This window comes from Pantoea sp. B_9 (assembly GCF_008632015.1).
Classification (GTDB): domain Bacteria; phylum Pseudomonadota; class Gammaproteobacteria; order Enterobacterales; family Enterobacteriaceae; genus Pantoea; species Pantoea dispersa.
Genome location: NZ_VWVL01000003.1, coordinates 1 through 24,089, shown reverse-complemented (window position 1 = coordinate 24,089; position 24,089 = coordinate 1). Strand labels below are relative to the sequence as shown.

General features: G+C 55.9%; 24 protein-coding genes. 20 read left to right on the top strand and 4 right to left on the bottom strand.

Features of this window, described 5'->3' with window-relative positions; translation table 11 throughout:
• The first annotated feature begins 72 nt into the window (after positions 1–72).
• The 4 genes from F3I21_RS10270 to F3I21_RS10255 are packed head-to-tail and all read left to right on the top strand — an operon-like array spanning position 73 to position 5,199.
• Positions 73–1,593, top strand: coding sequence for a sugar ABC transporter ATP-binding protein (locus tag F3I21_RS10270; RefSeq protein ID WP_088517486.1), 1,521 nt, complete (start codon positions 73–75; stop codon positions 1,591–1,593).
• Positions 1,586–2,575, top strand: a complete 990-nt coding sequence (locus tag F3I21_RS10265; RefSeq protein WP_021508774.1) for an ABC transporter permease — start codon at positions 1,586–1,588, stop codon at positions 2,573–2,575. Before F3I21_RS10270 ends, F3I21_RS10265 begins: the two co-directional genes overlap by 8 nt.
• 1 nt (position 2,576) lies before the next feature.
• Positions 2,577–3,530, top strand: coding sequence for an ABC transporter permease (locus F3I21_RS10260; protein ID WP_058758909.1), 954 nt, complete (start codon positions 2,577–2,579; stop codon positions 3,528–3,530).
• A gap of 28 nt (positions 3,531–3,558) precedes the next feature.
• The gene (locus tag F3I21_RS10255; RefSeq protein ID WP_104187689.1) at positions 3,559–5,199 is read left to right on the top strand and encodes an FGGY-family carbohydrate kinase; all 1,641 of its coding nucleotides are present in this window, start codon (positions 3,559–3,561) and stop codon (positions 5,197–5,199) included.
• Positions 5,200–5,254: 55 nt separating this feature from the next.
• Here the strand turns inward: F3I21_RS10255 and F3I21_RS10250 are convergent, their stop codons facing one another.
• Entirely contained in the window at positions 5,255–5,662 is a 408-nt protein-coding gene (locus tag F3I21_RS10250; protein ID WP_021508771.1) for a Rid family hydrolase, read from the bottom strand.
• A gap of 250 nt (positions 5,663–5,912) precedes the next feature.
• On the opposite strand from F3I21_RS10250, the gene F3I21_RS10245 reads away from it, so the two are divergent.
• The 11 genes from F3I21_RS10245 to F3I21_RS10195 all read left to right on the top strand — a co-directional run bounded on the left by F3I21_RS10245 (position 5,913) and on the right by F3I21_RS10195 (position 16,778).
• Positions 5,913–6,851, top strand: a complete 939-nt coding sequence (locus F3I21_RS10245) for a GlxA family transcriptional regulator (RefSeq protein WP_150058824.1) — start codon at positions 5,913–5,915, stop codon at positions 6,849–6,851.
• Between the two features lie 151 nt (positions 6,852–7,002).
• On the top strand, positions 7,003–7,818 hold the full coding sequence (locus tag F3I21_RS10240) for an SDR family oxidoreductase (RefSeq protein ID WP_150058823.1): 816 nt from the start codon (positions 7,003–7,005) through the stop codon (positions 7,816–7,818).
• 57 nt (positions 7,819–7,875) lie between these two features.
• Positions 7,876–8,637, top strand: a complete 762-nt coding sequence (locus F3I21_RS10235; protein ID WP_104093497.1) for an SDR family oxidoreductase — start codon at positions 7,876–7,878, stop codon at positions 8,635–8,637.
• Positions 8,638–8,682: 45 nt separating this feature from the next.
• Positions 8,683–9,885, top strand: coding sequence for an MFS transporter (locus F3I21_RS10230; RefSeq protein WP_150058822.1), 1,203 nt, complete (start codon positions 8,683–8,685; stop codon positions 9,883–9,885).
• A 289-nt stretch (positions 9,886–10,174) separates the two neighbouring features.
• Positions 10,175–11,173, top strand: coding sequence for an ABC transporter substrate-binding protein (locus tag F3I21_RS10225; RefSeq protein WP_150058821.1), 999 nt, complete (start codon positions 10,175–10,177; stop codon positions 11,171–11,173).
• On the top strand, positions 11,173–12,210 hold the full coding sequence (locus tag F3I21_RS10220) for an iron ABC transporter permease (RefSeq protein ID WP_150058820.1): 1,038 nt from the start codon (positions 11,173–11,175) through the stop codon (positions 12,208–12,210). The genes F3I21_RS10225 and F3I21_RS10220 overlap by 1 nt, the downstream gene beginning before the upstream one ends.
• The gene (locus F3I21_RS10215) at positions 12,210–12,971 is read left to right on the top strand and encodes an ABC transporter ATP-binding protein (RefSeq protein WP_150058819.1); all 762 of its coding nucleotides are present in this window, start codon (positions 12,210–12,212) and stop codon (positions 12,969–12,971) included. The genes F3I21_RS10220 and F3I21_RS10215 overlap by 1 nt, the downstream gene beginning before the upstream one ends.
• 11 nt (positions 12,972–12,982) lie before the next feature.
• Positions 12,983–14,233 carry an MFS transporter gene (locus tag F3I21_RS10210; RefSeq protein WP_150058818.1) on the top strand — a complete coding sequence of 417 codons (1,251 nt, stop codon included), beginning with the start codon at positions 12,983–12,985 and terminating at the stop codon, positions 14,231–14,233.
• A 165-nt stretch (positions 14,234–14,398) separates the two neighbouring features.
• Entirely contained in the window at positions 14,399–14,785 is a 387-nt protein-coding gene (locus F3I21_RS10205; RefSeq protein ID WP_150058817.1) for a VOC family protein, read from the top strand.
• 13 nt (positions 14,786–14,798) lie between these two features.
• The gene (locus F3I21_RS10200; protein WP_150058816.1) at positions 14,799–15,548 is read left to right on the top strand and encodes a 2-phosphosulfolactate phosphatase; all 750 of its coding nucleotides are present in this window, start codon (positions 14,799–14,801) and stop codon (positions 15,546–15,548) included.
• A 462-nt stretch (positions 15,549–16,010) separates the two neighbouring features.
• Complete coding sequence (locus F3I21_RS10195) at positions 16,011–16,778, top strand: GntR family transcriptional regulator (RefSeq protein ID WP_190286085.1); 768 nt, start codon at positions 16,011–16,013, stop codon at positions 16,776–16,778.
• Between the two features lie 11 nt (positions 16,779–16,789).
• On the opposite strand, the gene F3I21_RS10190 is transcribed toward F3I21_RS10195, so the two are convergent.
• Both F3I21_RS10190 and F3I21_RS10185 read right to left on the bottom strand, forming a co-directional pair.
• The gene (locus F3I21_RS10190) at positions 16,790–17,659 is read right to left on the bottom strand and encodes an N-acetylmannosamine kinase (protein WP_150058814.1); all 870 of its coding nucleotides are present in this window, start codon (positions 17,657–17,659) and stop codon (positions 16,790–16,792) included.
• A complete protein-coding gene (locus F3I21_RS10185; RefSeq protein WP_150058813.1) occupies positions 17,656–18,354 on the bottom strand; it encodes an N-acetylmannosamine-6-phosphate 2-epimerase in 699 nt (232 codons plus the stop codon). Before F3I21_RS10185 ends, F3I21_RS10190 begins: the two co-directional genes overlap by 4 nt.
• Positions 18,355–18,684: 330 nt before the next feature.
• Between F3I21_RS10185 and F3I21_RS10180 the strand changes: the two genes are divergently transcribed.
• The 5 genes from F3I21_RS10180 (at position 18,685) to F3I21_RS10160 (ending at position 23,915) form a co-directional block, all read left to right on the top strand.
• Positions 18,685–19,698, top strand: a complete 1,014-nt coding sequence (locus tag F3I21_RS10180; RefSeq protein WP_150058812.1) for a Gfo/Idh/MocA family protein — start codon at positions 18,685–18,687, stop codon at positions 19,696–19,698.
• A gap of 29 nt (positions 19,699–19,727) precedes the next feature.
• Positions 19,728–20,996 carry a sugar ABC transporter substrate-binding protein gene (locus tag F3I21_RS10175; protein WP_150058811.1) on the top strand — a complete coding sequence of 423 codons (1,269 nt, stop codon included), beginning with the start codon at positions 19,728–19,730 and terminating at the stop codon, positions 20,994–20,996.
• 68 nt (positions 20,997–21,064) lie between these two features.
• Positions 21,065–21,925 (top strand): carbohydrate ABC transporter permease, encoded by an 861-nt coding sequence (locus F3I21_RS10170; RefSeq protein WP_058775541.1) that lies wholly within the window; start codon positions 21,065–21,067, stop codon positions 21,923–21,925.
• Positions 21,918–22,745, top strand: coding sequence for a carbohydrate ABC transporter permease (locus F3I21_RS10165; protein WP_058781342.1), 828 nt, complete (start codon positions 21,918–21,920; stop codon positions 22,743–22,745). The genes F3I21_RS10170 and F3I21_RS10165 overlap by 8 nt, the downstream gene beginning before the upstream one ends.
• 24 nt (positions 22,746–22,769) lie before the next feature.
• Positions 22,770–23,915, top strand: coding sequence for an ABC transporter ATP-binding protein (locus F3I21_RS10160; RefSeq protein ID WP_150058810.1), 1,146 nt, complete (start codon positions 22,770–22,772; stop codon positions 23,913–23,915).
• A gap of 65 nt (positions 23,916–23,980) precedes the next feature.
• On the opposite strand, the gene F3I21_RS10155 is transcribed toward F3I21_RS10160, so the two are convergent.
• Positions 23,981–24,089: IS3 family transposase (locus F3I21_RS10155; RefSeq protein WP_146068640.1), on the bottom strand; the 109-nt coding region annotated here is incomplete at its 5' end.

The following is a 24,089-nucleotide window of genomic DNA, read 5'->3' as shown; positions in this document are numbered from 1 at the left end:
TATAAATGATTCGGATAAGCGACATCGCCAACACCCGGCTGGAAATAGGATGGGCAGGCTTAAGGATCTATGATGAATACGCTCAGCACGTCCCCCGCCAATGCTGAGGCCTTTATCAGCCTCGAAAAAATCAGTAAAAAGTTCCCCGGCGTATTAGCACTGGATAATGTCAGCCTGACGCTGAATAAAGGTGAAGTGCATTGTCTGGCCGGGCAGAATGGCTGCGGCAAAAGTACCATAATTAAAGTCATTTCCGGGGTTTATCAACCGGAAAAAGGCGCGGCCATCACGCTGGACGGAAAACTCTTTCATACCCTGACGCCACAGCTGTCTTCTTATTACGGCATTCAGGTTATTTATCAGGATTTATCGTTATTTCCCAATCTGTCAGTCGCCGAAAATATCGTTATTCACCGCTATTTACCGGGCGGTGATTTCTGGGTACATCGCGAGTCAATGCGCAAAAAAGCGCTGGCGGCGATGCAACGGGTCGGCGTTGCTCTGGATCCGGATCGTAAAGTTGAAAAGCTGTCGATCGCTGACCGCCAGTTAGTGGCAATATGCCGTGCCATCGCTGCTGACGCCAGTCTGGTGATTATGGATGAACCGACGGCGTCACTGACCCGCAGCGAGGTGAATGGTCTGCTGCGGGTGGTGAATGAACTCAAAGCCGCCGGAATCTGCGTGGTGTTCGTCAGTCACCGTCTCGATGAAGTGATGGAAGTGGCCGATCGTATCAGCGTGATGCGCGACGGCAAACTGGTCGGCACCTATCCGGCCAGTGAACTCGACAGCCATGAACTGGCGTTCCTGATGACCGGGCAGCGTTTCACCTATAGCCATCTGCCGCACCGGGCGCCCGCCGATGTGACGCCACTGCTGGAAATCAGCCAGCTGAGCCGCAAAGGGCAGTATCACAATATTTCGCTGTCGCTGCGCCAGGGAGAAATCACGTCGATTATCGGCCTGCTCGGTTCGGGCCGCACGGAACTCTGTCTGAGCCTGTTTGGCATGAGCCAGCCGGACAGCGGAGAGATCCGCATTAACGGCAAGGTGGTGAAATTCCACTCTAACCGCGACGCCATTCGTCACGGCATCGCCTATGTGTCGGAAGACCGGCTGACGCAGGGGCTCATCATGGATCAATCCATTTATGACAACACGCTGGTATCGATTTTCGACAAGCTGCATACCGGTGCCGGATTGATGGATCACCGCAAAGCCGCGGCGGTGGTTAAAGACCTGATCCGAGACCTGAACATTAAAGTCCCGGACAGCAGTTTACCGGTTAAAACGCTCTCCGGCGGCAATGCACAACGTATCGCCATCGCCAAATGGGTGGCGACGCGGCCCCATATCCTGATCCTCGATTCACCAACGGTAGGGGTGGATATTGCCAATAAAGAAGGCATTTACCGTATTGCCCGCGATCTGGCGGAATCCGGCATGGCGGTGCTGATGATTTGCGATGAAATCCCGGAAGCGTATTACAACAGCCATCGCGTGCTGGTGATGCGCAAAGGCGAACTGGTAGCGGAGTTCGCGCCGCACCAGAGCAGCGAAGCGCAGATTGCGGAGGTGATTAATGGGTAACAAATCGCTATCGAAACTGTTTACCCAGCACGAATTCTGGCTGGGATTACTGGTGCTGCTGCTGGTGGTGGGTCTGAGCGCCAGCAGCAGTGAATTTATGACGCTGGGTAACCTGACTGACGTCGCCACCAGCTATGCCATTCTGGGCATTCTGGCCTGTGGACTGTTTGTGGTGCTGATTGCCGGCGGCATCGACATCTCCTTTCCCGCTGTCACCTCCATCGGGCAGTACGTGATGGCGAGCTACATCATTCATCACGGTGGCAGCTTTCCGCTGGCGTTTGCCATGTCGATGGGAATCGGGTTGCTGCTCGGCCTGGTCAACGGTTTTCTGGTGTACTGGCTGCGCGTGCCGGCCATCATTATCACTATCGCGACGCTGAACCTGTTTTACGGTTTGCTGGTGTATCTGACTAACGGTACCTGGTTGTACGGTTTCCCCGACTGGTTTATGAACGGGATCAGCTGGTTCTCCTTCACCGCCGCCGACGGTTACGACTATGGGCTGACACTGCCGCTGCTTTGCCTGCTGGGGGTGATCATCGTTACCGGCGTCCTGATGAATCGCACCCGCGTGGGCCGCCAGATTTACGCCATGGGCAGCAACCGTGACGCCGCATCGCGTCTTGGTCTGAACATCCTGCGACTGCATTTTTACGTTTACGGTTTTATGGGATTGCTGGCGGGTATTGCTGCCGTGGTACAGGCGCAAATTACCCAGTCGGTGGCACCCAATTCCCTGCTCGGTTATGAACTGACGGTGCTGGCGGCGGTGGTATTAGGCGGCACCAGCATGACCGGCGGGCGCGGCTCGCTAACCGGCACCATTCTGGGCGTGATGCTGCTGGCCTTCCTGCAAAATGGCATGACCCTGCTGAGCATTTCATCTTACTGGCATCAGGTGTTCAGCGGCGCGATCATTCTGGTCAGCATTAGCAGCACCGCGTGGAACGAAAAACGCAAACTGGCGAAGGGGATGTGACATGACCACCTTAAACCGATTCTTCCCCGGCGACCGCATCATCCGTTTGCAGTTGCTGATCATCGTGGCCGTTGCCGTGCTGTTCTCCTTTACGCTGGGTGGCAGCTTTTACAGCGTTGGCAATTTCCAGTCGATCTCCTCGCAGTTACCGATTCTGGGCATGCTGGCGCTGGGGATGGGTATTACCATGCTGACCGGCGGGATCAACCTTTCGATCATTGCCGGTGCCAACGCGTGTTCGCTGGTGATGGCGGCGATTCTGGTGGCGCATCCGAACCAGCCGGAATATGTCGCACTGGCGCTGCTTGCGGGTCTGGGTGTGGCGCTGGTGATTGGGGTGCTCAATGGCGCGCTGATTGCCTTTATCGGGGTTTCACCAATTCTGGCGACGCTCGGCACCATGACGCTGATCGCCGGGCTGAATATTCTGCTGACCAACGGCGCGGTCATTTCCGGCTTCCCGCCGGTAATTCAGTACCTCAGCAACGGCAGTCTGCTGGGTATTCCGGTCGCCCTGGTGTTATTCCTGCTGGTGGCGCTGCTGCTGTGGGTGTTTCTGGAACACACTACGCTCGGCCGCAGCCTGTATCTGATGGGTTCCAGCGAGCAGGCGACGCGGTTCAGTGGGGTCAACACGCATAAAGTCACCATCGCGGTGTACGTGCTTTCAGCTCTGCTGGGGTGGGGCGCGGCACTGCTGATGATGTCCAAATTTAACTCGGCACAGGCTGGCTACGGCGACTCCTATTTGCTGGTGACCATTCTGGCCTCGGTGCTTGGCGGCATTAACCCTGACGGCGGTTTTGGCCGGGTGATTGGGCTGGTGCTGGCGCTCATCGTGCTGCAAATGCTGGAAAGCGGCCTGAATCTGATGGGCGTCAGTAGTTACCTGACCATGGCGCTGTGGGGTTGTGTCCTGATCCTGTTTATCGCTCTGCAAAACAGAAAATCATAAGCGAAAGCTTTTCAAGAAAGGAAAGAACATGGCGAGTTATTTTATTGGCGTCGACGTAGGAACCGGCAGCGCCCGCGCGGGCGTCTTCGATATGACTGGCCGTATGCTCGGCCAGGCCAGCCGGGAGATCACGCTCTACCGCCCGAAAGCTGATTTTGTTGAGCAATCCTCTGATGAGATCTGGCAGTCCGTGTGTAACGCGATTAAAGACGTGGTCAGTCAGGCGGATATCAACCCGATTCAGGTCAAAGGCATCGGTTTTGACGCCACCTGTTCGCTGGTGGTGCTGGATAAAGAAGGCAAACCGCTGACCGTGAGTCCGACCGGGCGCAGCGAGCAGAACATTATTGTCTGGATGGATCACCGCGCTATCACGCAGGCAGAACGCATCAATGCCACTGGCCATCGCGTACTGGAGTTTGTCGGCGGGATTATCTCGCCGGAAATGCAGACCCCCAAACTGCTGTGGCTGAAACAGCACATGCCGACCACCTGGAGTAACGTCGGGCATCTTTTCGACCTGCCGGATTTCCTCACCTGGCGTGCCACCCAGGATACTACGCGATCGCTGTGCTCAACCGTCTGCAAATGGACCTATATCGGCCATGAAGACCGCTGGGATCCGAGCTATTTCCGCCAGATTGGCCTGGAGGATTTACTGGAAAACAACGCGGCAAAGATCGGCAGCGAAGTGAAAACCATGGGTGAGCCGCTGGGGCATGGCCTGACGCAGCGCGCCGCTGCAGAGATGGGGTTAATGGCGGGCACGGCGGTCAGCGTTTCGATTATTGATGCGCACGCCGGCAGCCTCGGTATTCTTGGTGCCAGCGGCGCATCTGGCGAATCAGCGGATTTTGACAACCGCATTGCGCTGATTGGCGGCACGTCCACGGCCCATATGGCGATGTCGCGCAGCGCGCGCTATATCGGCGGCATCTGGGGGCCGTACTATTCGGCGATTTTGCCGGATTACTGGCTGAACGAAGGCGGACAATCCACCACCGGCGCGCTGATTGACCATGTGATTCAGTCGCATCCGTGTTATCAGGATCTGCTCAAGCAGGGCAAAGACAGCGGCAAAACCATCTATGAAGTGCTCAACGGCATACTGCGCAAGATGGCGGGAGAACCCGAGAATATTGCCTTCCTGACCAAAGACATTCATATGCTGCCTTATTTCCATGGCAACCGCTCACCGCGTGCCAATCCGACCCTGACCGGCACGCTGACTGGCCTGAAACTGTCACGCACGCCGGAAGACATGGCGCTGCATTATCTCGCCACCATTCAGGCGCTGGCGCTTGGCACTCGCCACATTATTGAGACCATGAACCAGAGTGGTTACTGCATTGATACCATTATGGCCAGCGGGGGCGGCACCAAAAATCCCATCTTTGTGCAGGAACATTCCAACGCGACGGGCTGCGCAATGCTGTTACCGGAAGAGAGTGAAGCCATGTTGCTCGGCAGCGCCATGATGGGCACCGTGGCGGCGGGTGCGTACGACTCTTTACCCGAAGCGATGGCCGCCATGAGCCGCATCGGTAAGACCATCACGCCGCAGACCAACAAAATCAAAGAGTATTACGACCGTAAATACCGTGTATTCCATGAGATGTACCACGACAGCATGAAATACCGGCAGCTGATGCAGGGAAAAGTCGAATAATTGCCGAAGAAGCAGGGCTGTAATCACAGCCCTGTGACGTAAGCGGCGTTTGCGGTTATTTTTGCCCATCCGCCTGAAGCACCCTTTTCGCCACAATCCGCATTTCCACCAGGGCGTTTTCCGGAATGAACTCTGACACGCCGATGGCAGACCATGCCGGGTAGGGAGCTTTGATATACACATCTTTGACCTTAGAAAATACCCCGATGTGTTTTTTAAGATCGATATGAAAGGTGGTCATCTCCAGTATATGTTCATAGTCCAGTCCGGCAGCGTTTAAATACACACCCAGCTTATAAAACGCATCATGGAATTGTTCTTCAGGGTGGGTACTTATCGGTTTGTCTTTCCGCGCTGCCGTCACCCCGGAAAGATACAGGGTGCCATCGGCTTCGATAACGGGAGAGAAGTGCCAGTCATGGTAATAGTGCTGAAATTCTTCAGGAACGATCGATTTTTTCATGGTTTTTCTCTGATTGATGACCTGGGCAATGGCCGCCTGTTTAAAACCCTATGCCTGGCGAACTGCCCGATCGGGTACTCTTAACATAAAACGGCGCAGAAGATCCGCAGCAGGTCGGTGTCATCGCCTTTTTTATTTTTCCGCAGGTGATACCGCTGAGCGAAATCGGGTTATTGTCATGGCTCACCCTGCTTAACATCAGGCCGGACACAGTGTGGCAGACGGTGCCGGACGACTGAAGGAGACGATAATGCACCGGGTAGGTTTACTGATTTCCGATCATTTCCAGGTTCTGGGATTATCCACGCTGAGTATTTTTGAGTTTGCCAATCAGGTAAACGGCGAACCGTTTTACCACTGCACGGTTTATTCAGAGCGCGGTGGCACGGTGCAGTCCTCTTCCGGCTTCGGCGTGGACAGCCAGCCGATTCATGCAGAGATGGAAATGGATACCTGGCTGGTCGCGGGCGTGATGGCGCCGCTGGAGATGCCGGCCACAGCGGGCATCGTTGATTTTCTGCAGGTGCACGCACCCCGGGCCCGCCGGGTGGCCGGGATCTGTACCGGCGCATTCGTGCTGGGGCAGGCCGGTCTGTTATCGGAGCGCCGTGCCACTACGCACTGGGTACATGCCCAGAGTCTGCAACTGCTGCACCCGACGACGCGGATAGAAGAAGACCGCATCTTTATTATTGACGATCACATCTGGACCTCGGCGGGACTCACCGCCGGGCTGGATATGGCGCTGGGAATGGTGGAGAAAGATCTCGGTGCCGAAGTGGCGCGCAGCGTGGCACACCTGCTGGTCATGCATCACCGCCGCTCCGGCGGACAGACGCAGCACTCTGAGATGCTGATGCTCTCTCCGCGCAGCGACCGGCTGCAGTCGGCGCTGGAATATGCGCGCAACAATCTCAGCAAAGCGCTGACCATCGAAGACCTTGCGGATGCGGTTCACCTCAGCGCGCGGCAGCTCAGCCGCCTGTTCCGCTCTGAGACGGGCAAGTCGCCGGCCAAAGCCATTGAGGGATTACGACTGGAAAACGCCCGCTTGCTGATCGAGCAGAGCAGGCTGCCAATGGAGGTGATAGCTCGTGAATCCGGCTTCCGCGATCGCCGCCATATGCGGGAAGTTTTCATTCGCGGTTACGGCATCCCGCCGCAGTCGCTGCGCACCGGTAAAGCCTGACGCGCGCTGTCACGCCTGAACGCCTTCTGATCACGATGGCCGAAATCCCGGTCATCATGTTGTCCGAAATCACGACCTTTCTCGTCAGCCGCGCCGGTGCGCGACTGCGTACTATGAATTCACCAACCCGATAACTGACAAGGTGAATATCATGACGCAGCAGACACACACCAACCGCGGCACTGCCGTTGTCACCGGCGCCTCTACCGGTATGGGCGCACTGTACGCCGGCCGCCTGGCACGCATGGGCTATGACCTGATCATCGTGGCCCGCAATCACAACCGTCTGAACCAGCTGGCTGAACACATCACCACCGACAGCGGCCGCAGCGTGGAAGTCATCACCGCGGACCTGGCCGATGCCGCACAGCTGAACGCGCTGGAAGAGAAGCTGCGTCAGGACGCGAGCATTACGCTGCTGGTGAATAACGCCGGCATCGGCACCCATACCCCATTGCTGGACAGCGACGTGGCGCAGATGAACGCCATGATTAACCTCAACGTCATCGCGCTGACCCGCCTGACCTATGCGCTGGTGCCGGGCATGGTGGCACGCGGACGCGGTGCCATCATCAACATCGCCTCGATCGTCAGCATTGCGCCTGAGCTGCTGAACGGTGTTTACGGCGGCAGCAAGGCTTACGTGCTGGCGTTCAGTCAGTCGCTGCACCATGAACTGGCCGGTAAGGGGATTCAGGTGCAGGCCGTACTGCCTGGCGCTACCGCGACGCCGTTCTGGGATAACGGCGGTCTGCCGGTTGACCAGCTTGACCCGAACATCGTCATGAGCGCGCAGGAGATGGTTGATGCGGCGCTCACCGGCTTCGCCCGCGGCGAGCTCGTTACCATTCCGTCCCTGCAGGACGAAGCGCTCTGGACCCGCTATGAGCAGGCGCGTCAGGCCATGATGCCGCACCTCGGCAGCGACGCGCCGGCTGAACGCTATCGGCCCGTCTCTGTGCACTGAACGCCCCCCTTATTCAGAATCGCAATCCCAATAACTGTCCCATTAAGGAATCAGATCATGAAACTGACCGATAACACCATCTTCATCACGGGCGGCACTTCTGGCATCGGCCGCGCAATGGCAGAAAAATTTCATCAGCTGGGCAACCAGGTGATTATCTCCGGACGCCGCGAGGCGCTGCTGCAGGAAGTCACCGCCGCCAGTCCGGGCATGGGCTATGTGGTGCTGGACGTCACGCGCGCCGACAGCATTCAGGCCGCGGCACAGAGTGTGCTGGAGCGCTATCCGGCCCTGAACGTGGTCATCAATAATGCTGGCATCATGCCGTTTGACAACGCGGCGGGCGAACTGGATGACGCGCAGGCGGTGACGCTGCTCAACACCAACATTCTGGGCCCGGTGCGCGTCAGTGCAGCTTTCATCGAACACCTGAAGCAGCAGCCGGACGCGGTGCTGATTAACAACAGCTCGGTGCTGGCCTTCCTGCCGCTGGCGACCAACGCGCTTTACTCGGCCACCAAGGCCGCAATTCACTCCTATACCCTGTCGCAGCGCTTCCTGCTGCGTGATACCGGCGTGCAGGTCATTGAAATTTCACCGCCGTGGGTGGATACCGATCTGATTTACAAAAGCGGCGACCCGCGCGCCATGCCACTGGACGCCTTCATCAGCGAGACGTTTGAAAAGCTGGGTACCGACACCATCGAAGCGATTGTCGACCGCGTGCTGCCGGTGCGCGATAACCCGGGCGCGAACGAGCATACGCTGGTGAATCAGTTCAACCAGTCTGTAGCGGATAACCCGATTCCTGTTCAGTAAACATTTCAGGGGCAGCGCCCCTGAAGTTTATGCCGGAGAGAAATAATGAACGCTGTCATCACCTCTTCCCAGCGCCGCGCGCTGCGTGCGCTGAGCATTGCCTACTTCGTACAGGCTACCGGCGCGCTGTCTGTCGCTGGCAGTCTGCCGGCCATCTCAGCAGCCTGGCAGCTGACTGATGCGCAGAGCGCGCGCTTACTGAGTGTTTTCGGACTCACCTTCGCGCTGGCGGCTCCGCTGGTACAGGTGCTGTTTGGTCACCTGCGCCGTCGCCGGCTGGTGCTCACTGGTATTGCGCTGTTTAGCCTGGGCGCCTTCGCGTTTGTGCTGTCGCCGGGCTACAACGCACTGCTCGCCTCACGCATCCTGATGGGGGCCGGCGCCGGGTTCATCGGTCCGGTGCTGGTTGCGCTGGGCTCCGAACTGGTCCATGAACAGCAGCGCGGCCGGGCCATCGGCATGGTACTGCTCGGAGTATCGATGGCAAGCCTTGCCGGTATTCCGCTCGCCGCCTGGGTAGCCAGCCTGTGGGGCGCGAAAGCCCTGTTTGTGCTGGTCGGATTGCTAAGTCTGCTGAGCGGGCTGAACATTTTGCTGACGGTGCCGGATGACAGTGCCGGGACGCGCATCCGCCTGCGTGAGATGGCCGGCGTGCTGGCCGATGGTAAATACCTGACGGCCTTCCTGGTGGTGTTTTTTATTACTTGCGGCGTTTACAGCTTTTACGCTTTTATCGCGCCGCTCATTCGCGACACCTACACTGGCGGCACGCATGCGGTCTCCGCAGCGCTGGCCGTGCTGGGCGTTGCCGGCGTGCTGGGCAATCTCTGGGTCACCCGCGTGGCGACACGCTTTACCGCTGAGAAGCTGCTGCTGAGCGGCATGACGTTGCTCATCGTCGATACGGCCTTGATCGCCGTGCTGCCGAAAGCGCTGGGCGTGCTGCTGGCGGCACTGGTGGTCTGGGCGTTTGCCACCGATCTGCTCTGGCCCAGCCAGCAGCGCCGGATCGTCGAGCTGGCATCAGTCCGCCATCGCGGCATTGCGCTGGCGCTGACCAGTGCCTTCATGTTTGGCGGTATCGGCTTTGGCTCGGCGGTCGCATCATGGATATATCCACTGGCCGGCTTTTACGGGCTAATCGGCATGTCGGTGGTCTTTATTCTGCTGGCGATGCTCAGTCTGCAGCTGTCAGAAAAGCGCAGGCAACCGGTAAACATCGCTGAGTGCGGTCAGCGTCAGGCCTGAATCGGTGGACGCCGCTTACCCGGTGCCGCGAAGCGAATGCTGGCCTGGCACGCTCTGCGTATTAAATGTGTGACGTCAGCGGGGAAGGGGACCGGCTGGCTGCGGACAGGCTTTTACAGAACGTCCGGTATGCGATCCTGGCAGGTCCATGACGATGATAACTCTGGGAAACAATCTCCCGTTGACACCTTAAAATGCCCATTGTATAAAAGCCCGCTTCGTTAATGAGTTTCATTTGCATTAAAGCGGCGCGGGCTTCTCAAAACAATATCAATGGGGATAGGGGTAAATGAAAAAGGTCATCTGCACGTTATGTTTGGTGTTTGCATCGGTTAGCTCTGCGCTGGCCACCACCTATCCTCTCACGATTGAAAACTGCGGCTATAAAGAGACCTTTACTAAACCGCCTGAGCGCGTGGTGGCGCTGGGGCAAAATACCGCAGAAATTTTGCTGCTGCTCGGCCTGCAGGATAAGGTCATCGCCAGTGCGTTCTGGCCAACGAAAGTGTTGCCACAGCTGGCCGAACAGAATGCAAAAATCAAAACGCTGACGGTTGAAATCCCCACCCTTGAATCCGTGCTGGCGCAAAACCCGGACTTCGTTCCTGCCCAGACGCCGCTGCTGCTGGGACCCGAGAGCAAGGTGGCAAAACGCGAAGATTTAATCACCCTTGGCGTGAACAGTTATGTGTCGCCAGGAATGTGCGCCACCAAAAAAGCCGCAGGGGATATGTATGGCAGTCGCCAGCAGTTGTGGGATATGACGTACCTGTATCAGGAGATTCAGGACTTCGCCAAAATTTTCAACGTGGAAGATCGTGGCCAGGCGGTGATTGCCGATTTCAAAAAGCGTGAAGCGGCACTGCGTCAGGAGTTTGGTAGCAGCAAGAAAGATCTCTCGTTTGTGTTTTGGTTCTCAAGCTCGTCACCGTCTGCAGATGCCTATGTGGGCGGTAAAAACAGTCCATCCGGATTCATCGCTAACGTACTGGGCGGGCACAACGCCATAACGTCAGAAACCGAATGGCCGACGGTCAGCTGGGAGAGCATCATTGCTGCCAATCCGGATGTGATCGTGGTCTCCAGTCTCGATCGCAATCGCTGGGCGCTGGATAAAGCCGAAGAGAAAATCAAATTCCTGAAAAGCGATCCCGCCGTCAGCCAGCTGGATGCGGTGAAAAAAGGCCACATCGTAGTGATGGATGGCCAGGCCATGAACCCGACCATCCGCACTATCTACGGAGCCGAACAGGTGGGTGAGCAGCTGAGAAAACTGGAACTGAACTGATGACCATCGCTGTTGTTCAGGCGCGACAGGGGCTGTTCCTGACCGCCTCGCTGGTGGCTGCCGTGGCGTTATTATTGCTGGTGATCGCGACGGGCGTCAGCGTGGGTGAGCTGTCGATCCCGCTGGAAAGCGTCTTTTATGCCATCAGCAATAAAATCGGGCTGACGCATGTTCCCCTGACCCGCATCTACGAGAGTGTGATTTGGGATTTTCGCCTGAGTCGCGCGCTGGTGGCGGCATGCTGTGGCGCCGGATTAGCGATTTGCGGTGCCGTTTTACAAAGCCTGCTGAAGAATGCGCTGGCCGAGCCTTACGTGCTCGGTGTGTCTGCCGGAGCCTCCACCGGGGCGGTTTCAGTGGTGGTCATGGGCATCGGCAGCGGAGCCGTCTCGCTGTCGGCGGGTGCCTTCGCCGGCGCCTTCACCGCCTTTGCCTTTGTCGCTTTTCTGACGAAAGGGGCACGCGGCGGTAATGAGCGCACCATCCTGGCCGGCGTTGCGGCTTCCCAGCTGTTTAATGCCATCACCGCTTATACCATCAGCACCTCTGCCAGTGCGCAGCAGGCGCGCGATGTGATGTTCTGGTTGCTGGGCAGCTTCAGTGGCGTGCGCTGGCCGGAACTCCAGCTGGTGCTGGTGGTAGTGACCATCGGACTAGGCATTTGCCTCTACTATTCCCGGGCGCTGGATGCGTTCACTTTTGGTGACGATGCGGCTGCCTCGCTGGGTATTGCGGTGCCTCAGGTGCGCCTTGCGCTCTTTATCACCACCGCGCTTATCACCGCCACCATCGTCAGCATGGCCGGTTCGATTGGTTTTATTGGCCTGGTGGTGCCGCATGTCATGCGTTTCTTCTTTGGTCCGCTGCATCGCACATTGCTGATTGCCAGCGCACTGGCCGGTGCCATTCTGATGGTGCTGGCAGATATTGCTTCACGCCTGCTGATTGCCCCGCAAAGCCTGCCGGTAGGCGTGGTGACCGCGCTGGTTGGCGTGCCGTTCTTTGCGGTGATTATCTGGCGTTCGGGGAATAAATAATGAGTATCTCCGCTGACAACCTTAGCTGGAAGGTCGGAAAAAAGGTCATCGTCGATAACGTATCGCTGCACATTTCCCGTGGTGAAACTGTAGGGCTGATTGGTCCAAACGGCTGCGGCAAATCTTCCCTCCTGCGCATCCTCGCCGGTCTGCGGCGCCCGGATGCCGGCAATGTGACGCTGGACGGGCAAAATATCGCCCGCATCGCCCGCAAACAGCTTGGTCGTCGGGTGGCATTCGTCGAGCAGCACGGCATGACCGACGCCAATATGCGTGTGCGCGATGTGGTGAAACTGGGGCGCATTCCGCATCATTCGCCGTTTTCTAACTGGAGCGCGCACGATGACGAGACCGTGACGGCCGCTCTGCAGCGCGTGGACATGCTGGAGAAAAGTGAGCAGGGATGGCTGAGTCTCTCCGGTGGCGAACGTCAGCGTGTGCACATTGCCCGCGCACTGGCGCAAACGCCGAGCGAAATTCTGCTGGACGAACCCACCAACCATCTGGATATCCATCACCAGATGCAATTAATGCAGCTGATCAGCGAGTTACCGGTTACCAGCATTGTCGCCATTCACGATCTCAACCACGCATCGATGTTCTGTGATTCGCTGATCGTGATGCAGAACGGTCAAATCATCGCAACCGGCACGCCGCAGGATATCCTGACCGAGGCGCTGCTCTGGGAGGTATTCCGGGTGAAAACCAAAATTGAGATCTCCCGCTTTCATGGCAAGAAGCACATTCATTTTATTCTTTAGGGTCAGGTAGCATGCTTCCGTTTTCGCTGCGTCCTGTCTCTACCCTGCGCCCGGGCGTTTTGCTGGGCAGCCAGTTTGTTTTCAACATTGGCTTTTACGCGGTCGTTCCCTTTCTGGCGATATTCTTACGCGATGATATGTTGCTCTCCGGCGGCGTTATCGGGCTGATTCTGGGATTACGCACCTTCTCCCAGCAGGGGATGTTTCTGCTGGGCGGTGCGCTCTCTGACCGGTACGGCGCAAAGATCATTATCCTGTGTGGCTGTCTGGTCCGGATTGCGGGTTATCTGTTGCTGGCGCTGGGGCAATCGCTGTGGCCGATTATTCTGGGTGCCTGTCTGACGGGCATCGGCGGTGCGCTGTTTTCCCCGTCAATTGAAGCGCTGCTGGCCAAAGCGGGAACGCAAAGCGAGGCCAAAGGCAAGCGCGGCCGCGCTGAGTGGTTTGCGTTGTTTGCGGTGTGCGGCGAACTCGGTGCCGTACTGGGCCCGGTGGCTGGCGCACTGCTGACCGGATTCGGTTTCCGCCAGGTGGCGCTGGCAGGGGCCGCGGTCTTTGTCATCGCGCTGATGGTGCTGTACTTTTTTCTCCCTGCTACAGGTAACAGCAAACAGGCGCTGAAAATTGTCCCCTGGTGGATGACCTTCCGCCAGCCGCGTTTTGTCGCTTTCATCGTGGCTTACAGCTCGTGGCTTTTGAGCTACAACCAGCTGTATCTGGCGTTGCCAGTGGAGATTCGGCGGGCAGGCGGCAGCGAGAAAGATCTCGGCCCGCTCTTTATGCTGGCCTCGGTGTTGATCATCGCTTTTCAGCTGCCGCTGGCGCGCTTTGCACGACGCGTGGGGACGGTAAAAGTTTTACCGGTGGGTTTTTTGCTGCTCTCCGCCGCGTTTGCCAGCGTGGCCCTGTTCGCGTCGACAACCCCGCCTGACGGCTGGCTGCGATTGATCCCTGCGGTGTGTCTGGTGACGTTTTTGACATTCGGCCAGATGCTGCTGGTGCCGTCGGCCAAGGATTTGATTCCCCGTTTTGCCGACCCCGCGACGCTGGGTGCACATTACGGCGCCCTGGCCACCGCCGGCGGCTTCGCGGTGCTGGCCGGCAATTTAATGTTTGGACCGCTGCTGGACAACGCGCTTGTCCCTTCAACGCAGGCTGTTTATCCCTGGCTGCTGCTGGCGCTGTTTCCCCTGTGCAGCGCCGTTGCCATGACCGTGATTTGTCGCCCGCTGCGCAGCGCGCCGATCGGGAAACCTGAATAACCGTTGCTGCCATTCGGGTTATACCGCCGCGGTGCTGTAGCCTGACGTGCGCAACGCGGGCAGGGCAGGTTGCGCAGGCTCTCATCGACAAATGACCAGCCCGATCATGTGTAAACTCTACCGGGTTAACAACACCCAGAAAAACGTTTTCAGGAGTCAAGCCAGATGTTTACGCACATGCGCATTGCCAGACCCGTCTCCCAGCTTGAACGATCGGTGCTGATGTTTAGTCAGGGACTGGGTCTGCAAAAAATTGCCGAATTCCACGATCACGACGGTTTCAATGGCGTGATGCTGGGGCGAAAAGACCTCGACTGGCACCTCGAATTCACCTGCTGCCCGGGACATCCCGTTCAACCCTCCCCAACCGAAGACGATCTCCTCGTCCTCTATTATCCGGATGAAAATGCATGGAAGCTGGCATGTGCAACCATGATTGACGCGGGTTTTAAACGGACGAATTCTTTCAATCCTTACTGGGATGTGAATGGGCAAACCTTCGTCGATCCCGACGGGTACCGGGTGGTGATGCAAAACAGGGCGTGGGAATAACGGAGAAAGCCTCGTGCAATGGTTCAGTCAGGAAAAATTTGCGGTTCGTCTTGAGTGGGGCCTGCCTGCGGTAGAGCATCTTGCCGGGGAGGTCGACTGCGTTGTCATTGTTGACGTTATGTCGTTCTCAACTTGCGTCAGTATGGCTGTCAATAATGGTGCCTGTGTCTATCCGTACCCCTGGAAAGATGCTTCTGCTATTGAATATGGTTTGAAAATGGGAGCCAGCACAGCGAGTCCGGACAGACGATTCAGCGGTGAAGGTTACAGCCTATCGCCGGCTTCGCTAAGAAACATAAGCGAGGGTGAAAAACTGGTCCTCCCATCGCCTAACGGTTCAGCCGTTTCATTCAAAGCAAGGGATGCTGGAATAGCAGTGTTGAGCGGCTGTTTCAGAAACATATCTGCGACCGCGAATGCCTGCCGTTCCTTCGGCCGTGTGCTGGTAATTCCCTGCGGAGAACGCTGGCCCGATGGGAGCCTTCGCCCCGGTATTGAGGATTATGTGGCTGCTGGCGGAATTATCGCTGCAATGGGGCGTCAAAATTGCTCACCAGAAGCAGAGGCTGCGGTGGCTGTCTGGCAGCATTACCAGAAGCAAAACCTGGTGCTTCTACGGGAGTGTTTGTCTGCAATAGAGCTGATGCAACGTGGATTCGCCGCGGATGTCGATCTCTGCCTTGAAGTAGACAAGTCCAGCCTGGGATGTCGGCTATGGGGTGATGCCTATATGTCAGCATTGACCGGGCAAAATAGTTTCTAACCTGACCAGACGGCGCGCTTTGTGCCAGGAGCGGACATCAATGAATATTGCTGTAGATTTCACTCAGCGATGTTTCTCTAATCTGATATCTGTGTCATTGATGTCAATTTTATAAAGCCATCGGGGTTTGAGTCTAAATTACGGCACTTAGGAACCCGTATTCAACGGCAAGCCAGCCGACGGCCAGTGCGACGCTACCTGTGCTGTTTTAAGTCTTCAGCCGGATCAGTAGCTGAAATGTCTGGCCTGAATCCGGCAGGTCAAACTGGTAGTTTTTCGACCTTTCATTATTCTTCATGAATGCCGGGATCTTCTCGCAGCCCCTCATCATTGCTGCATCCTGGTAAAATAACGCGAACCATACCAGAGGATACCAGTTTTGTTAAAACGGGAGTTTCATCCCTATGCCAGCAGGTAAACATCAGGTATCTTTGAACTCTCATGAGGAAGGGACGGCTGAGCATGGATAAGAAATTCATCGAGACACTGAAAACTTACTGTGACGATACAAATCGTGCCGTCGGCCCGCTGTATCTTCGCCTCGAGAAAGGTTTTCGCGACATGATCACCCGCGGTGATTTGAAAGCCGGATACGCGATTCCAAGCGAACGCGAGCTGTCAGAACAATTGAACCTGTCTCGCGTGACGGTGCGCCGGGCATTGAGCGAACTGGCGAATGCGCAGATCATTATTCAGCGACGCGGTGCACGTAGTACGGTCGCTGGCAGAGTTGAAAAGCCGCTGTCATCGCTGACCAGTTTCAGTGAGGACATGATTTCACGTGGCTATCAACCAGGTGCCCAATGGCTTGAGAAAGAGCTGACGCACGCATCGCCTTCGGAAATCATTGCGCTCAACCTCTCTCCTGGCGCACTGGTTTGGCGTCTGAAGCGCCTGCGAACTGTCGACGATCGTCCGATGGCCGTTGAAATTGCGGTTGTGCCACAGACGTTTATTCCGGATATGAATGAGCTAAAAGATTCCCTGTATGCCGTGTTTCAGTTGCATGGGTTCATGCCTGCTCGGGCGCTTCAGCGTATTCGTGCAGAACCGCTAAACCGCGAACACAGCCATCTGCTGGATATGCCAGCGCACAGCCCGGCATTACACGTAGAACGCCACTGCTATCTGGAAGATGGCCGACCGATTGAATACACCCATACCTGGTACCGGGGCGACAGTTACGACTTTCTGGTTGAGCTACAGCGAGATATCTCGTCGGGCCAGTAAACCTGTGCCATCTAATTGCGCTGTGCCCAGTCAGCAGCGCCCAGTAAACCGGCATCACCCTCGCCCAGTGCTGCCGTCACGGGCAGGTTGAACAGTGCCGGGAAGGCCTGAAGTGCCTTATTAACCCGCGCTATCATGCCTTCTGCCAGACCTACGCTTCCACCCAGCACCACCTCCTGGATGTCCACAACCATGAGCGTATCGGCAATGGCCTGTGCTACAGCCGCGGCTGCGTTGTCGAGGATCGCACTGGCCTGTGGTTCATCTGCCGCCAGGGAAAACAGTTCGCGGCTGTCGATCCTGCGACCAAAAAGTGCCGTGGCCTGGCGGGCAAGGGCAGTGCCGGAAGCGATATGTTCCAGACAACCCGTGCGTCCACAACCACAGCGCCCTGCGTCCGCATCCAGCGGTGCAACGCTCACCGTCGCATGCCCGATATGTCCGGCCAGCCCCTGCGGACCAATCCGTAGTTTCCCGTCGCAAATGAGGCCACCTCCGACCCCGGTAGAAAGGGTAATGAAAAGCAGATCTGTACGATTATGCTGGCGTGGAAGGTATTCTCCCCACGCCGCAGCCTGCGCATCATTGAGCATGATCACCGGACAGTTAAACTGCTTCTCCAGCGCTTCGCCCAGCGCAAAACCTTTCCAGAAGGGGATGGTGTTGAGATTAACCGACCATACGCGGCCTTCGCGCAAATAACCCGTTGCGGCAACAGCCACGCGCTCAACTGGATAGTCTGATTGGGTGACCTCGCGTAACGCCGCCAGAAAACCCGCCTCATCATGCTGCATGGGTACCTGCCTGCGAGCAATACATTCCTGCCCCTCAATCCATGCGGCGGACAGTTTTGTCCCGCCAATGTCCAGCGCCAGTATCATGCCGTTGTTCTCCCCTTAATCACGTCAGCCAGTGCTGCTTTGTACCAATCAGTGATGTGCTCGACGCGGGTGATGGCAGATCCGACCGTTACTGCAAACGCGCCTGCTTTCAGCGCTGCTGCGGCGTGATCCGGCGTGCGGGTACGGCCTTCCGCCATCACACGATAACCGCGAGCTGCCAGCGCTGAGATGAGTTCAAGGTCTGGTCGATCCATCGGCTGATCGGCTGTTTCATCGGTATAGCCTGAGAGGGTGGTGCCAATAAAATCAAAGCCCATCTCAGCGGCAGCAATGCCATCTTTCAGTGACGAGCAGTCGGCCATAAGTAACACATTTGACTGACGGCCAAGCTTATAGAGATCTGTAACGGGAACCGGGCGCTGACGATCGGTAGCATCCACTGCAATAATGCTGGCTCCGGCAGCTATCAGATCAACAACGTCTTGCAGGAGAGGTGTAATGCGCACCGGCGAATCATCCAGATCACGCTTCACAATACCAATCACCGGGATTTCCAGCGACTTAGAAACCTGCTTCACGTTCTCCACACCTTCGATACGCACGGCACCCGCGCCTGCCAGTTCTGCGCTACGCGCCATCGCGACCACGATGTCGACGTGATCCATTGGCCCATCAGTTACGGGCTGGCACGAAACAACCAACTGATTTTTAAGTTTATTCACATCGAGCGTCATCTTTCGTTCCTGTTGGTTTTGCAATTACCCATCAGATAACCACAATAATACCAGATCTGTAAATTGGTATTTTAAAGACATACTTCTCGCACCGTGATGGTGCTCTGATTTTGACCAGAAGCACCATGATCGTGCTGGACAGTAGTCAGGATTAGGCGTTATAACAGGTTAAATATGTTGCAAAAATATTGATTTAACGCTGATTGCGTTGATATACAACTAATTTTTACTTTGGTATTAATCTGGACTTATTCTGGCATTTTATTTGAATCATCTGATATGCCACGGGAACGTTATGTAGTTTTCAAACCAGGTACTGAGGAAAGTGAAATGACAGACAGCGTTATTAAAGTATGCGTTATTGGCGCAGGTTTCATGGGAGCAATGCATGCCCGCATCTGGCAGCAGATGTATGGCGTTGATGTGGTTGGCGTGGCCGACCCGGACCTGTCCCGCAGTGAAGCGCTGAAGGAGTGGATCCCGAAGCTGAACTGCTATGAAGATTTTAACCAGATGCTGGATCAGGAAAAACCCAACATCGTCAGCATCTGCACTAAGGATGATTTCCACCTGGCACCGGCCCTGGCGGCCGCCCGAGTGGGTGCGCACATCTTCCTGGAAAAACCGATTGCCGCAACGATGGAAGACGGCGAAGCCATCATCTGCGCTGCCCGCGATGCCAATGTGAAGCTGGGTATTGGCTTCCTGCTGCGTTTCGACCCGCGCTACTCACGTGCTCAGGAAATTCTGGCGACCGGTAGCGCAGGCGAAGTCAGCCACATTACTGCTCGTCGTAACAGCCCGGCGATTGAAGGTCCGGCCCGTTACGGTGGCAGCCTGCCGTTGCCGCTGCACGTTACGGTACACGACGTGGACATGATCCTGTGGCTGCTGAAGCACACCCAGCCGGTGAGTGTGTATGCGCAGACCACCAACAAGTTGCTTGGCCATCTGGGTACCGAAGATTCCGTGTTCGCCATCATTCGCTTCGCGGACAGCACCGTCGTGAATCTGGAAAGCTCCTGGGCACTGCCGGCCGGTTCACGCACGCTGCTCGATGCCAAAATGTCGATCTTGTCGACAAAAGGGCTGATTGAAATTGAATGCGGTGAGTCAGGACTGTATCACGCGTCCGAAACGGCTAACCGTTATATCGACACCCAGCACTGGCCGCTGAGCCAGGGTGAAATCAAAGGCGACCTGCGTGAAGAGCTGATGTCGTTCCTCGGTGATGTCCGCAACGGCACGACGACAGTCGCGACCGGTGAAGAAGCTAACGAGGCGCTGCGCATTACGCTTGCCATTATGGACTCCGCCCGTACCGGCGAAATCGTCCGGGTCTGACATTCTGACTGAATAAACCAGGTGATGAGATGAGCATAAAAAAAATGGGTATTGCAGGTGTTATTGGCACACTTCTGCTGGCAGGTAACGCCAGCGCAGAGGAAACTCTTCGTGTACTGCTTGAAGGACACAGCACCAGTGATTCCATCAAAGCGCTTTTGCCGGAATTCGAAAAAGAGACCGGTATTAAGGTTCAGGCAGAAATAGTACCTTACAACGATCTTACCTCTAAAGCCTTGCTGGCCTTCTCCTCGCACAGCGGACGTTACGACATCGTTATGGACGACTGGGTTCACGCCGTAGGTTACGCCTCGGCAGGCTATATCACATCCGTTGATAAGTGGATGAAGAGTGATACCAAATTTTATGACAAAGCGGATCTGGTACTGAGCTATGCAGATACGCTGCGTTATAAAGATGCTTATTACGGCCTACCGGTATACGGGGAAAGTACCTTCCTGATGTATCGCAAAGACCTGTTCGAGCAGTACGGTATCGCCGTGCCTAAAACCTTTGATGAGCTGACCGCAGCCGCTAAAACCATCAAGGAGAAAACGAACGGCCAGGTCGCGGGTATCACTCTTCGCGGCGCACAGGGTATTCAGAACACCTTTGCGTGGGCTGCCTTCCTGTGGGGCTACGGCGGCCAGTGGATCGACAGTAACGGCAAGTCTGCCATCTCATCACCCGAGGCGATTGCAGCTACAAATGCGTTCGTGAATATCCTGAAAAATTACGGCCCGATTGGTGCGGCTAACTTTGGCTGGCAGGAAAACCGTCTGGTGTTCCAGCAGGGCAAAGCGGCGATGACCATCGACTCTACCGTGAACGGTGGTTTCAATGAAGACCCGAAACAATCTTCAGTCGTCGGGAAAGTCGGTTATGCCCCGGTTCCTGCACAGCCGGGTGATCATCCGGGGAACAGCGGCGCACTTCAGGTTCACGGTATGTTCATCAACAGTGACAGTAAGCATCAGGATGCCGCCTGGAAATTCATCAGTTGGGCAACCGCCAGCCAGACGCAGATGAAATCAGTTGAGCTGAATCCCAACGCTGGTGTGAGTTCGCTCAGTGCCATTAACAGTGATGCTTTTGCTCAGCGCTATGGCGCTTTCAAGGACGGCATGCTTGCTGCTCTGAAGAACGGGAACGCGAAATATCTGCCTACCGTGCCGCAGGCTACACAGATCATTAATATCACCGGCATTGCCCTGTCTGAAGCGCTGGCTGGCACCCAGTCTGTTGAAAGCGCACTGAAGGCCGCGAACACCCGTAACGATAAAGCGTTGTCTCGTTAACCTTTCTCCCTCAGTGCGTTCAGGCGTGCTGAGGGAAATGAATTTCTTACGCAGGTCCAGGTAAAACTATGAAAGCAAAACTCACGCAGCAGGCGTTTACACTGCCGTTATTGATTGTATTGCTGCTGGTTTCGTTCTACACGCTGGGTTACGCCATCTATTTGTCCGTGTATGACATCGATTTGATGTCGCCACCGCCGTTTGATTTCATCGGTCTGGCGAACTTCATTGAGGTGCTGAAAGAACCCCGCATGTGGCTCTCTCTGTGGCATACGCTGGTCTATGTGGCGGGATCCACGGTGGCAGAGCTGGTACTGGGCAGTGCCATTGCGCTGTTCATCAGCCGCGATTTTTTTGGCCGCAAGCTGGTACGAGCGCTGTTACTTTTACCCATGATAGTAACCCCCATCGTGGCGGGACTTATCTGGCGTATTTTCTACGATCCTAATGCCGGGCTGTTCAACTGGATCGCGGGCATGTTTGGCATCGCGCCAATTGACTGGTTAGGCAATCCCGGCACGGCAATGGCCTCGCTGATACTGGCGGATATCTGGCAGTGGACGCCTTTCATTATCCTGCTGGTATCCGCAGGACTGGACGCATTACCAAATGAACCTCTTGAAGCGGCAGAGCTGGATGGTGCACGTAGCTGGCGGCTGCTGGCCTTCATCAAGCTGCCGATGATGAAGCCCATCATTCTTATGGCGCTATTCCTGCGCATGATTGATGCGTTCAAATCTTTCGACCTGATTTATGTGATGACCCGTGGCGGCCCGGCCCTGGCGACGGAAACCACCAACATGTACGCCTACCTTACCGGGTTCCAGGATTTTCGTATCAGCGCAGCGGTGGTGATTGCCATCATTAACACGCTGCTGGTGATCGTGGTGCTGTCATTCGCCAGTAAGAAGGTAATGAAAGATGAGTGATTCACTGAAGTTTATCTGCCGGAGAACCGGCTTCTGGCTGGTGCTGATAGTCATACTGGCGTTTTTCCTGCTGCCGATCTACTGGCTCGTGACAATGTCATTTAAAACGTACTTAGATGCCTTCGCCATGCCACCAAAGCTCTGGTTTACGCCGATACTGGACAACTATCGACAGGTGCTGAGCAATGGCGATTTCATTCGCGCATTCGGTAACAGTCTACTGATTTCGCTGGTCTCAACGTTCCTGTGCCTGGTATTCGGGTCGCTCTTCGCCTACGGTCTAGTGTTCTTTATTGAGCGAAAAGGACAGGCTAAGCAGTTCATCATGAGCCTGCGTTACGCACCGGTCATTATGCTGGTTATCCCGGTGTATTACCTCATTACGAAGCTTGGCATGACGGATAACTATCTGGTGCTGATTCTGGTTTACACCGTAGCTAACGTGCCATTTACCATTCTGATGATCACCACCTTCTTTGAAGATATTCCACCTGAAATTCGTGAAGCGGCGCGCGTTGATGGTGCCAGCGAATGGCGCGTGTTTCGCAGTGTCATGTTGCCGCTGGCAAGAACCGGCCTGGCCGCATCAGGCGTATTGACGCTGTTCTTTATCTGGAATGAATTCCAGATTGTCCTGACGCTCTCTGGCGACTCTACACAGACGCTGCCAGTTGCGATCACCTCATTCCTGACCTTCCAGGGGACAGAGTGGGGGCCGCTGACTGCGGCAGGAACCCTGGTGATGCTGCCGATGCTGGTGCTCGGTCTGCTGGTACAAAAACATCTGGTGCGCGGTTTAACCATGGGCGGCGTCAAGTAGCTCAGAAGAGAGGAGTATTGAATTATGTCAGGTATACGTCTGAGCAATGTGTTTAAGCGCTTTCACGATACGCAGGTTATCAATCAGGTCGATCTTGAAATTAAACACGGCGAGTTTTGCGTGTTTATCGGGCCATCAGGCTGCGGTAAGTCTACGCTGCTGCGCATGATCGCCGGGCTTGAGACCATCTCCTCCGGTGAAATTCGCATCGGCGATGAGGTCGTCAATAAGCTGGCACCCGCCGATCGCGGTGTAGCGATGGTTTTCCAGAGCTACGCGCTTTATCCGCACATGACCATTTACGACAACATGGCGTTTAACCTAAAGCTCTCTAAAACCGAAAAGGCGGAGATTGAATCTCGCGTGCTGAATGCGGCCAAAATTCTGCAGCTTGAGCCGTTACTCCAGCGTCTTCCGAAAGCGCTCTCTGGTGGACAGCGTCAGCGCGTGGCCATCGGGCGCGCGATTGTGCGTAACCCGGAGGTGTTCCTGTTTGACGAACCGTTGTCGAATCTGGACGCGTCGCTGCGTGTAGCAACCCGCGTGGAAATCGCCAGGCTGCACCATAAACTTGGCAATACGATGATTTACGTCACGCACGATCAGGTTGAAGCCATGACGCTGGCCGATAAGATTGTGCTGCTGAACAGTGGCGCGGCCATGCTCAATGAAGGTTCAATTGCGCAGGTGGGTCATCCGCTTGAACTCTATCACCACCCGGTCAATGCGTTTGTCGCCGGCTTTATCGGCTCACCCAAAATGAACTTCCTTCCTGCAGAGTTGATCAATAGCGGCGCGCAAAGCAGCAAAGTCCGGCTGGGTCATGCAGGAGAGGTCATTGATGTTGAGGTCAATACCGCCGTGGCGCAGTCCGGTGAGAAGGTGAAAGTAGGCATTCGTCCTGAGCATCTGCGTCTGTGCAGTAAGTCTGAGGCGCATCTTACAGGGCAAATCCAGCACATTGAGCATCTGGGGGAAGCCGCCTACTTTTACATTGCGGTAGAAGGCTTCGATCCTGTTCTGGTTAAACATGCGGAAGAGCTGGAGCTGAGCCTGGGTGATGACGTTGGGCTGATGATCCCGCCACAGCACGCACATCTGTTTGATGAAAAAGGCGTGGCCTTCCGCCGCACAGCCCTGGCCGTACGGAAACAGTTTGCTGCAGCTTAAGCATCAGATGATATCTGTAAAAACAAAACCGGGCTTTTGCCCGGTTTTGAATCGCCACGGATAATCTAGACACTTTCGAGCCGTTGATAATATTTGTTTTCGTATTCAGTTGGTGGCATCTGATCGCTCGAGCCATGCCGACGCTTACTGTTATAAAACATTTCGATGTAATCA

Bases quoted from the DNA above. Each gene is read 5' to 3' on its own strand.
- F3I21_RS10270 (WP_088517486.1), top strand. From the start codon at position 73: ATGAATACGCTCAGCACGTCCCCCGCCAATGCTGAGGCCTTTATCAGC.
- F3I21_RS10190 (WP_150058814.1), bottom strand. From the start codon at position 17,659: ATGATACTGGCGCTGGACATTGGCGGGACAAAACTGTCCGCCGCATGG.
- F3I21_RS10220 (WP_150058820.1), top strand. From the start codon at position 11,173: ATGACCATCGCTGTTGTTCAGGCGCGACAGGGGCTGTTCCTGACCGCC.
- F3I21_RS10205 (WP_150058817.1), top strand. From the start codon at position 14,399: ATGTTTACGCACATGCGCATTGCCAGACCCGTCTCCCAGCTTGAACGA.
- F3I21_RS10250 (WP_021508771.1), bottom strand. From the start codon at position 5,662: ATGAAAAAATCGATCGTTCCTGAAGAATTTCAGCACTATTACCATGAC.
- F3I21_RS10180 (WP_150058812.1), top strand. From the start codon at position 18,685: ATGACAGACAGCGTTATTAAAGTATGCGTTATTGGCGCAGGTTTCATG.
- F3I21_RS10165 (WP_058781342.1), top strand. From the start codon at position 21,918: ATGAGTGATTCACTGAAGTTTATCTGCCGGAGAACCGGCTTCTGGCTG.
- F3I21_RS10160 (WP_150058810.1), top strand. From the start codon at position 22,770: ATGTCAGGTATACGTCTGAGCAATGTGTTTAAGCGCTTTCACGATACG.
- F3I21_RS10195 (WP_190286085.1), top strand. From the start codon at position 16,011: ATGGATAAGAAATTCATCGAGACACTGAAAACTTACTGTGACGATACA.
- F3I21_RS10240 (WP_150058823.1), top strand. From the start codon at position 7,003: ATGACGCAGCAGACACACACCAACCGCGGCACTGCCGTTGTCACCGGC.
- F3I21_RS10260 (WP_058758909.1), top strand. From the start codon at position 2,577: ATGACCACCTTAAACCGATTCTTCCCCGGCGACCGCATCATCCGTTTG.
- F3I21_RS10215 (WP_150058819.1), top strand. From the start codon at position 12,210: ATGAGTATCTCCGCTGACAACCTTAGCTGGAAGGTCGGAAAAAAGGTC.
- F3I21_RS10245 (WP_150058824.1), top strand. From the start codon at position 5,913: ATGCACCGGGTAGGTTTACTGATTTCCGATCATTTCCAGGTTCTGGGA.
- F3I21_RS10265 (WP_021508774.1), top strand. From the start codon at position 1,586: ATGGGTAACAAATCGCTATCGAAACTGTTTACCCAGCACGAATTCTGG.
- F3I21_RS10210 (WP_150058818.1), top strand. From the start codon at position 12,983: ATGCTTCCGTTTTCGCTGCGTCCTGTCTCTACCCTGCGCCCGGGCGTT.
- F3I21_RS10230 (WP_150058822.1), top strand. From the start codon at position 8,683: ATGAACGCTGTCATCACCTCTTCCCAGCGCCGCGCGCTGCGTGCGCTG.
- F3I21_RS10170 (WP_058775541.1), top strand. From the start codon at position 21,065: ATGAAAGCAAAACTCACGCAGCAGGCGTTTACACTGCCGTTATTGATT.
- F3I21_RS10235 (WP_104093497.1), top strand. From the start codon at position 7,876: ATGAAACTGACCGATAACACCATCTTCATCACGGGCGGCACTTCTGGC.
- F3I21_RS10225 (WP_150058821.1), top strand. From the start codon at position 10,175: ATGAAAAAGGTCATCTGCACGTTATGTTTGGTGTTTGCATCGGTTAGC.
- F3I21_RS10175 (WP_150058811.1), top strand. From the start codon at position 19,728: ATGAGCATAAAAAAAATGGGTATTGCAGGTGTTATTGGCACACTTCTG.
- F3I21_RS10185 (WP_150058813.1), bottom strand. From the start codon at position 18,354: ATGACGCTCGATGTGAATAAACTTAAAAATCAGTTGGTTGTTTCGTGC.
- F3I21_RS10255 (WP_104187689.1), top strand. From the start codon at position 3,559: ATGGCGAGTTATTTTATTGGCGTCGACGTAGGAACCGGCAGCGCCCGC.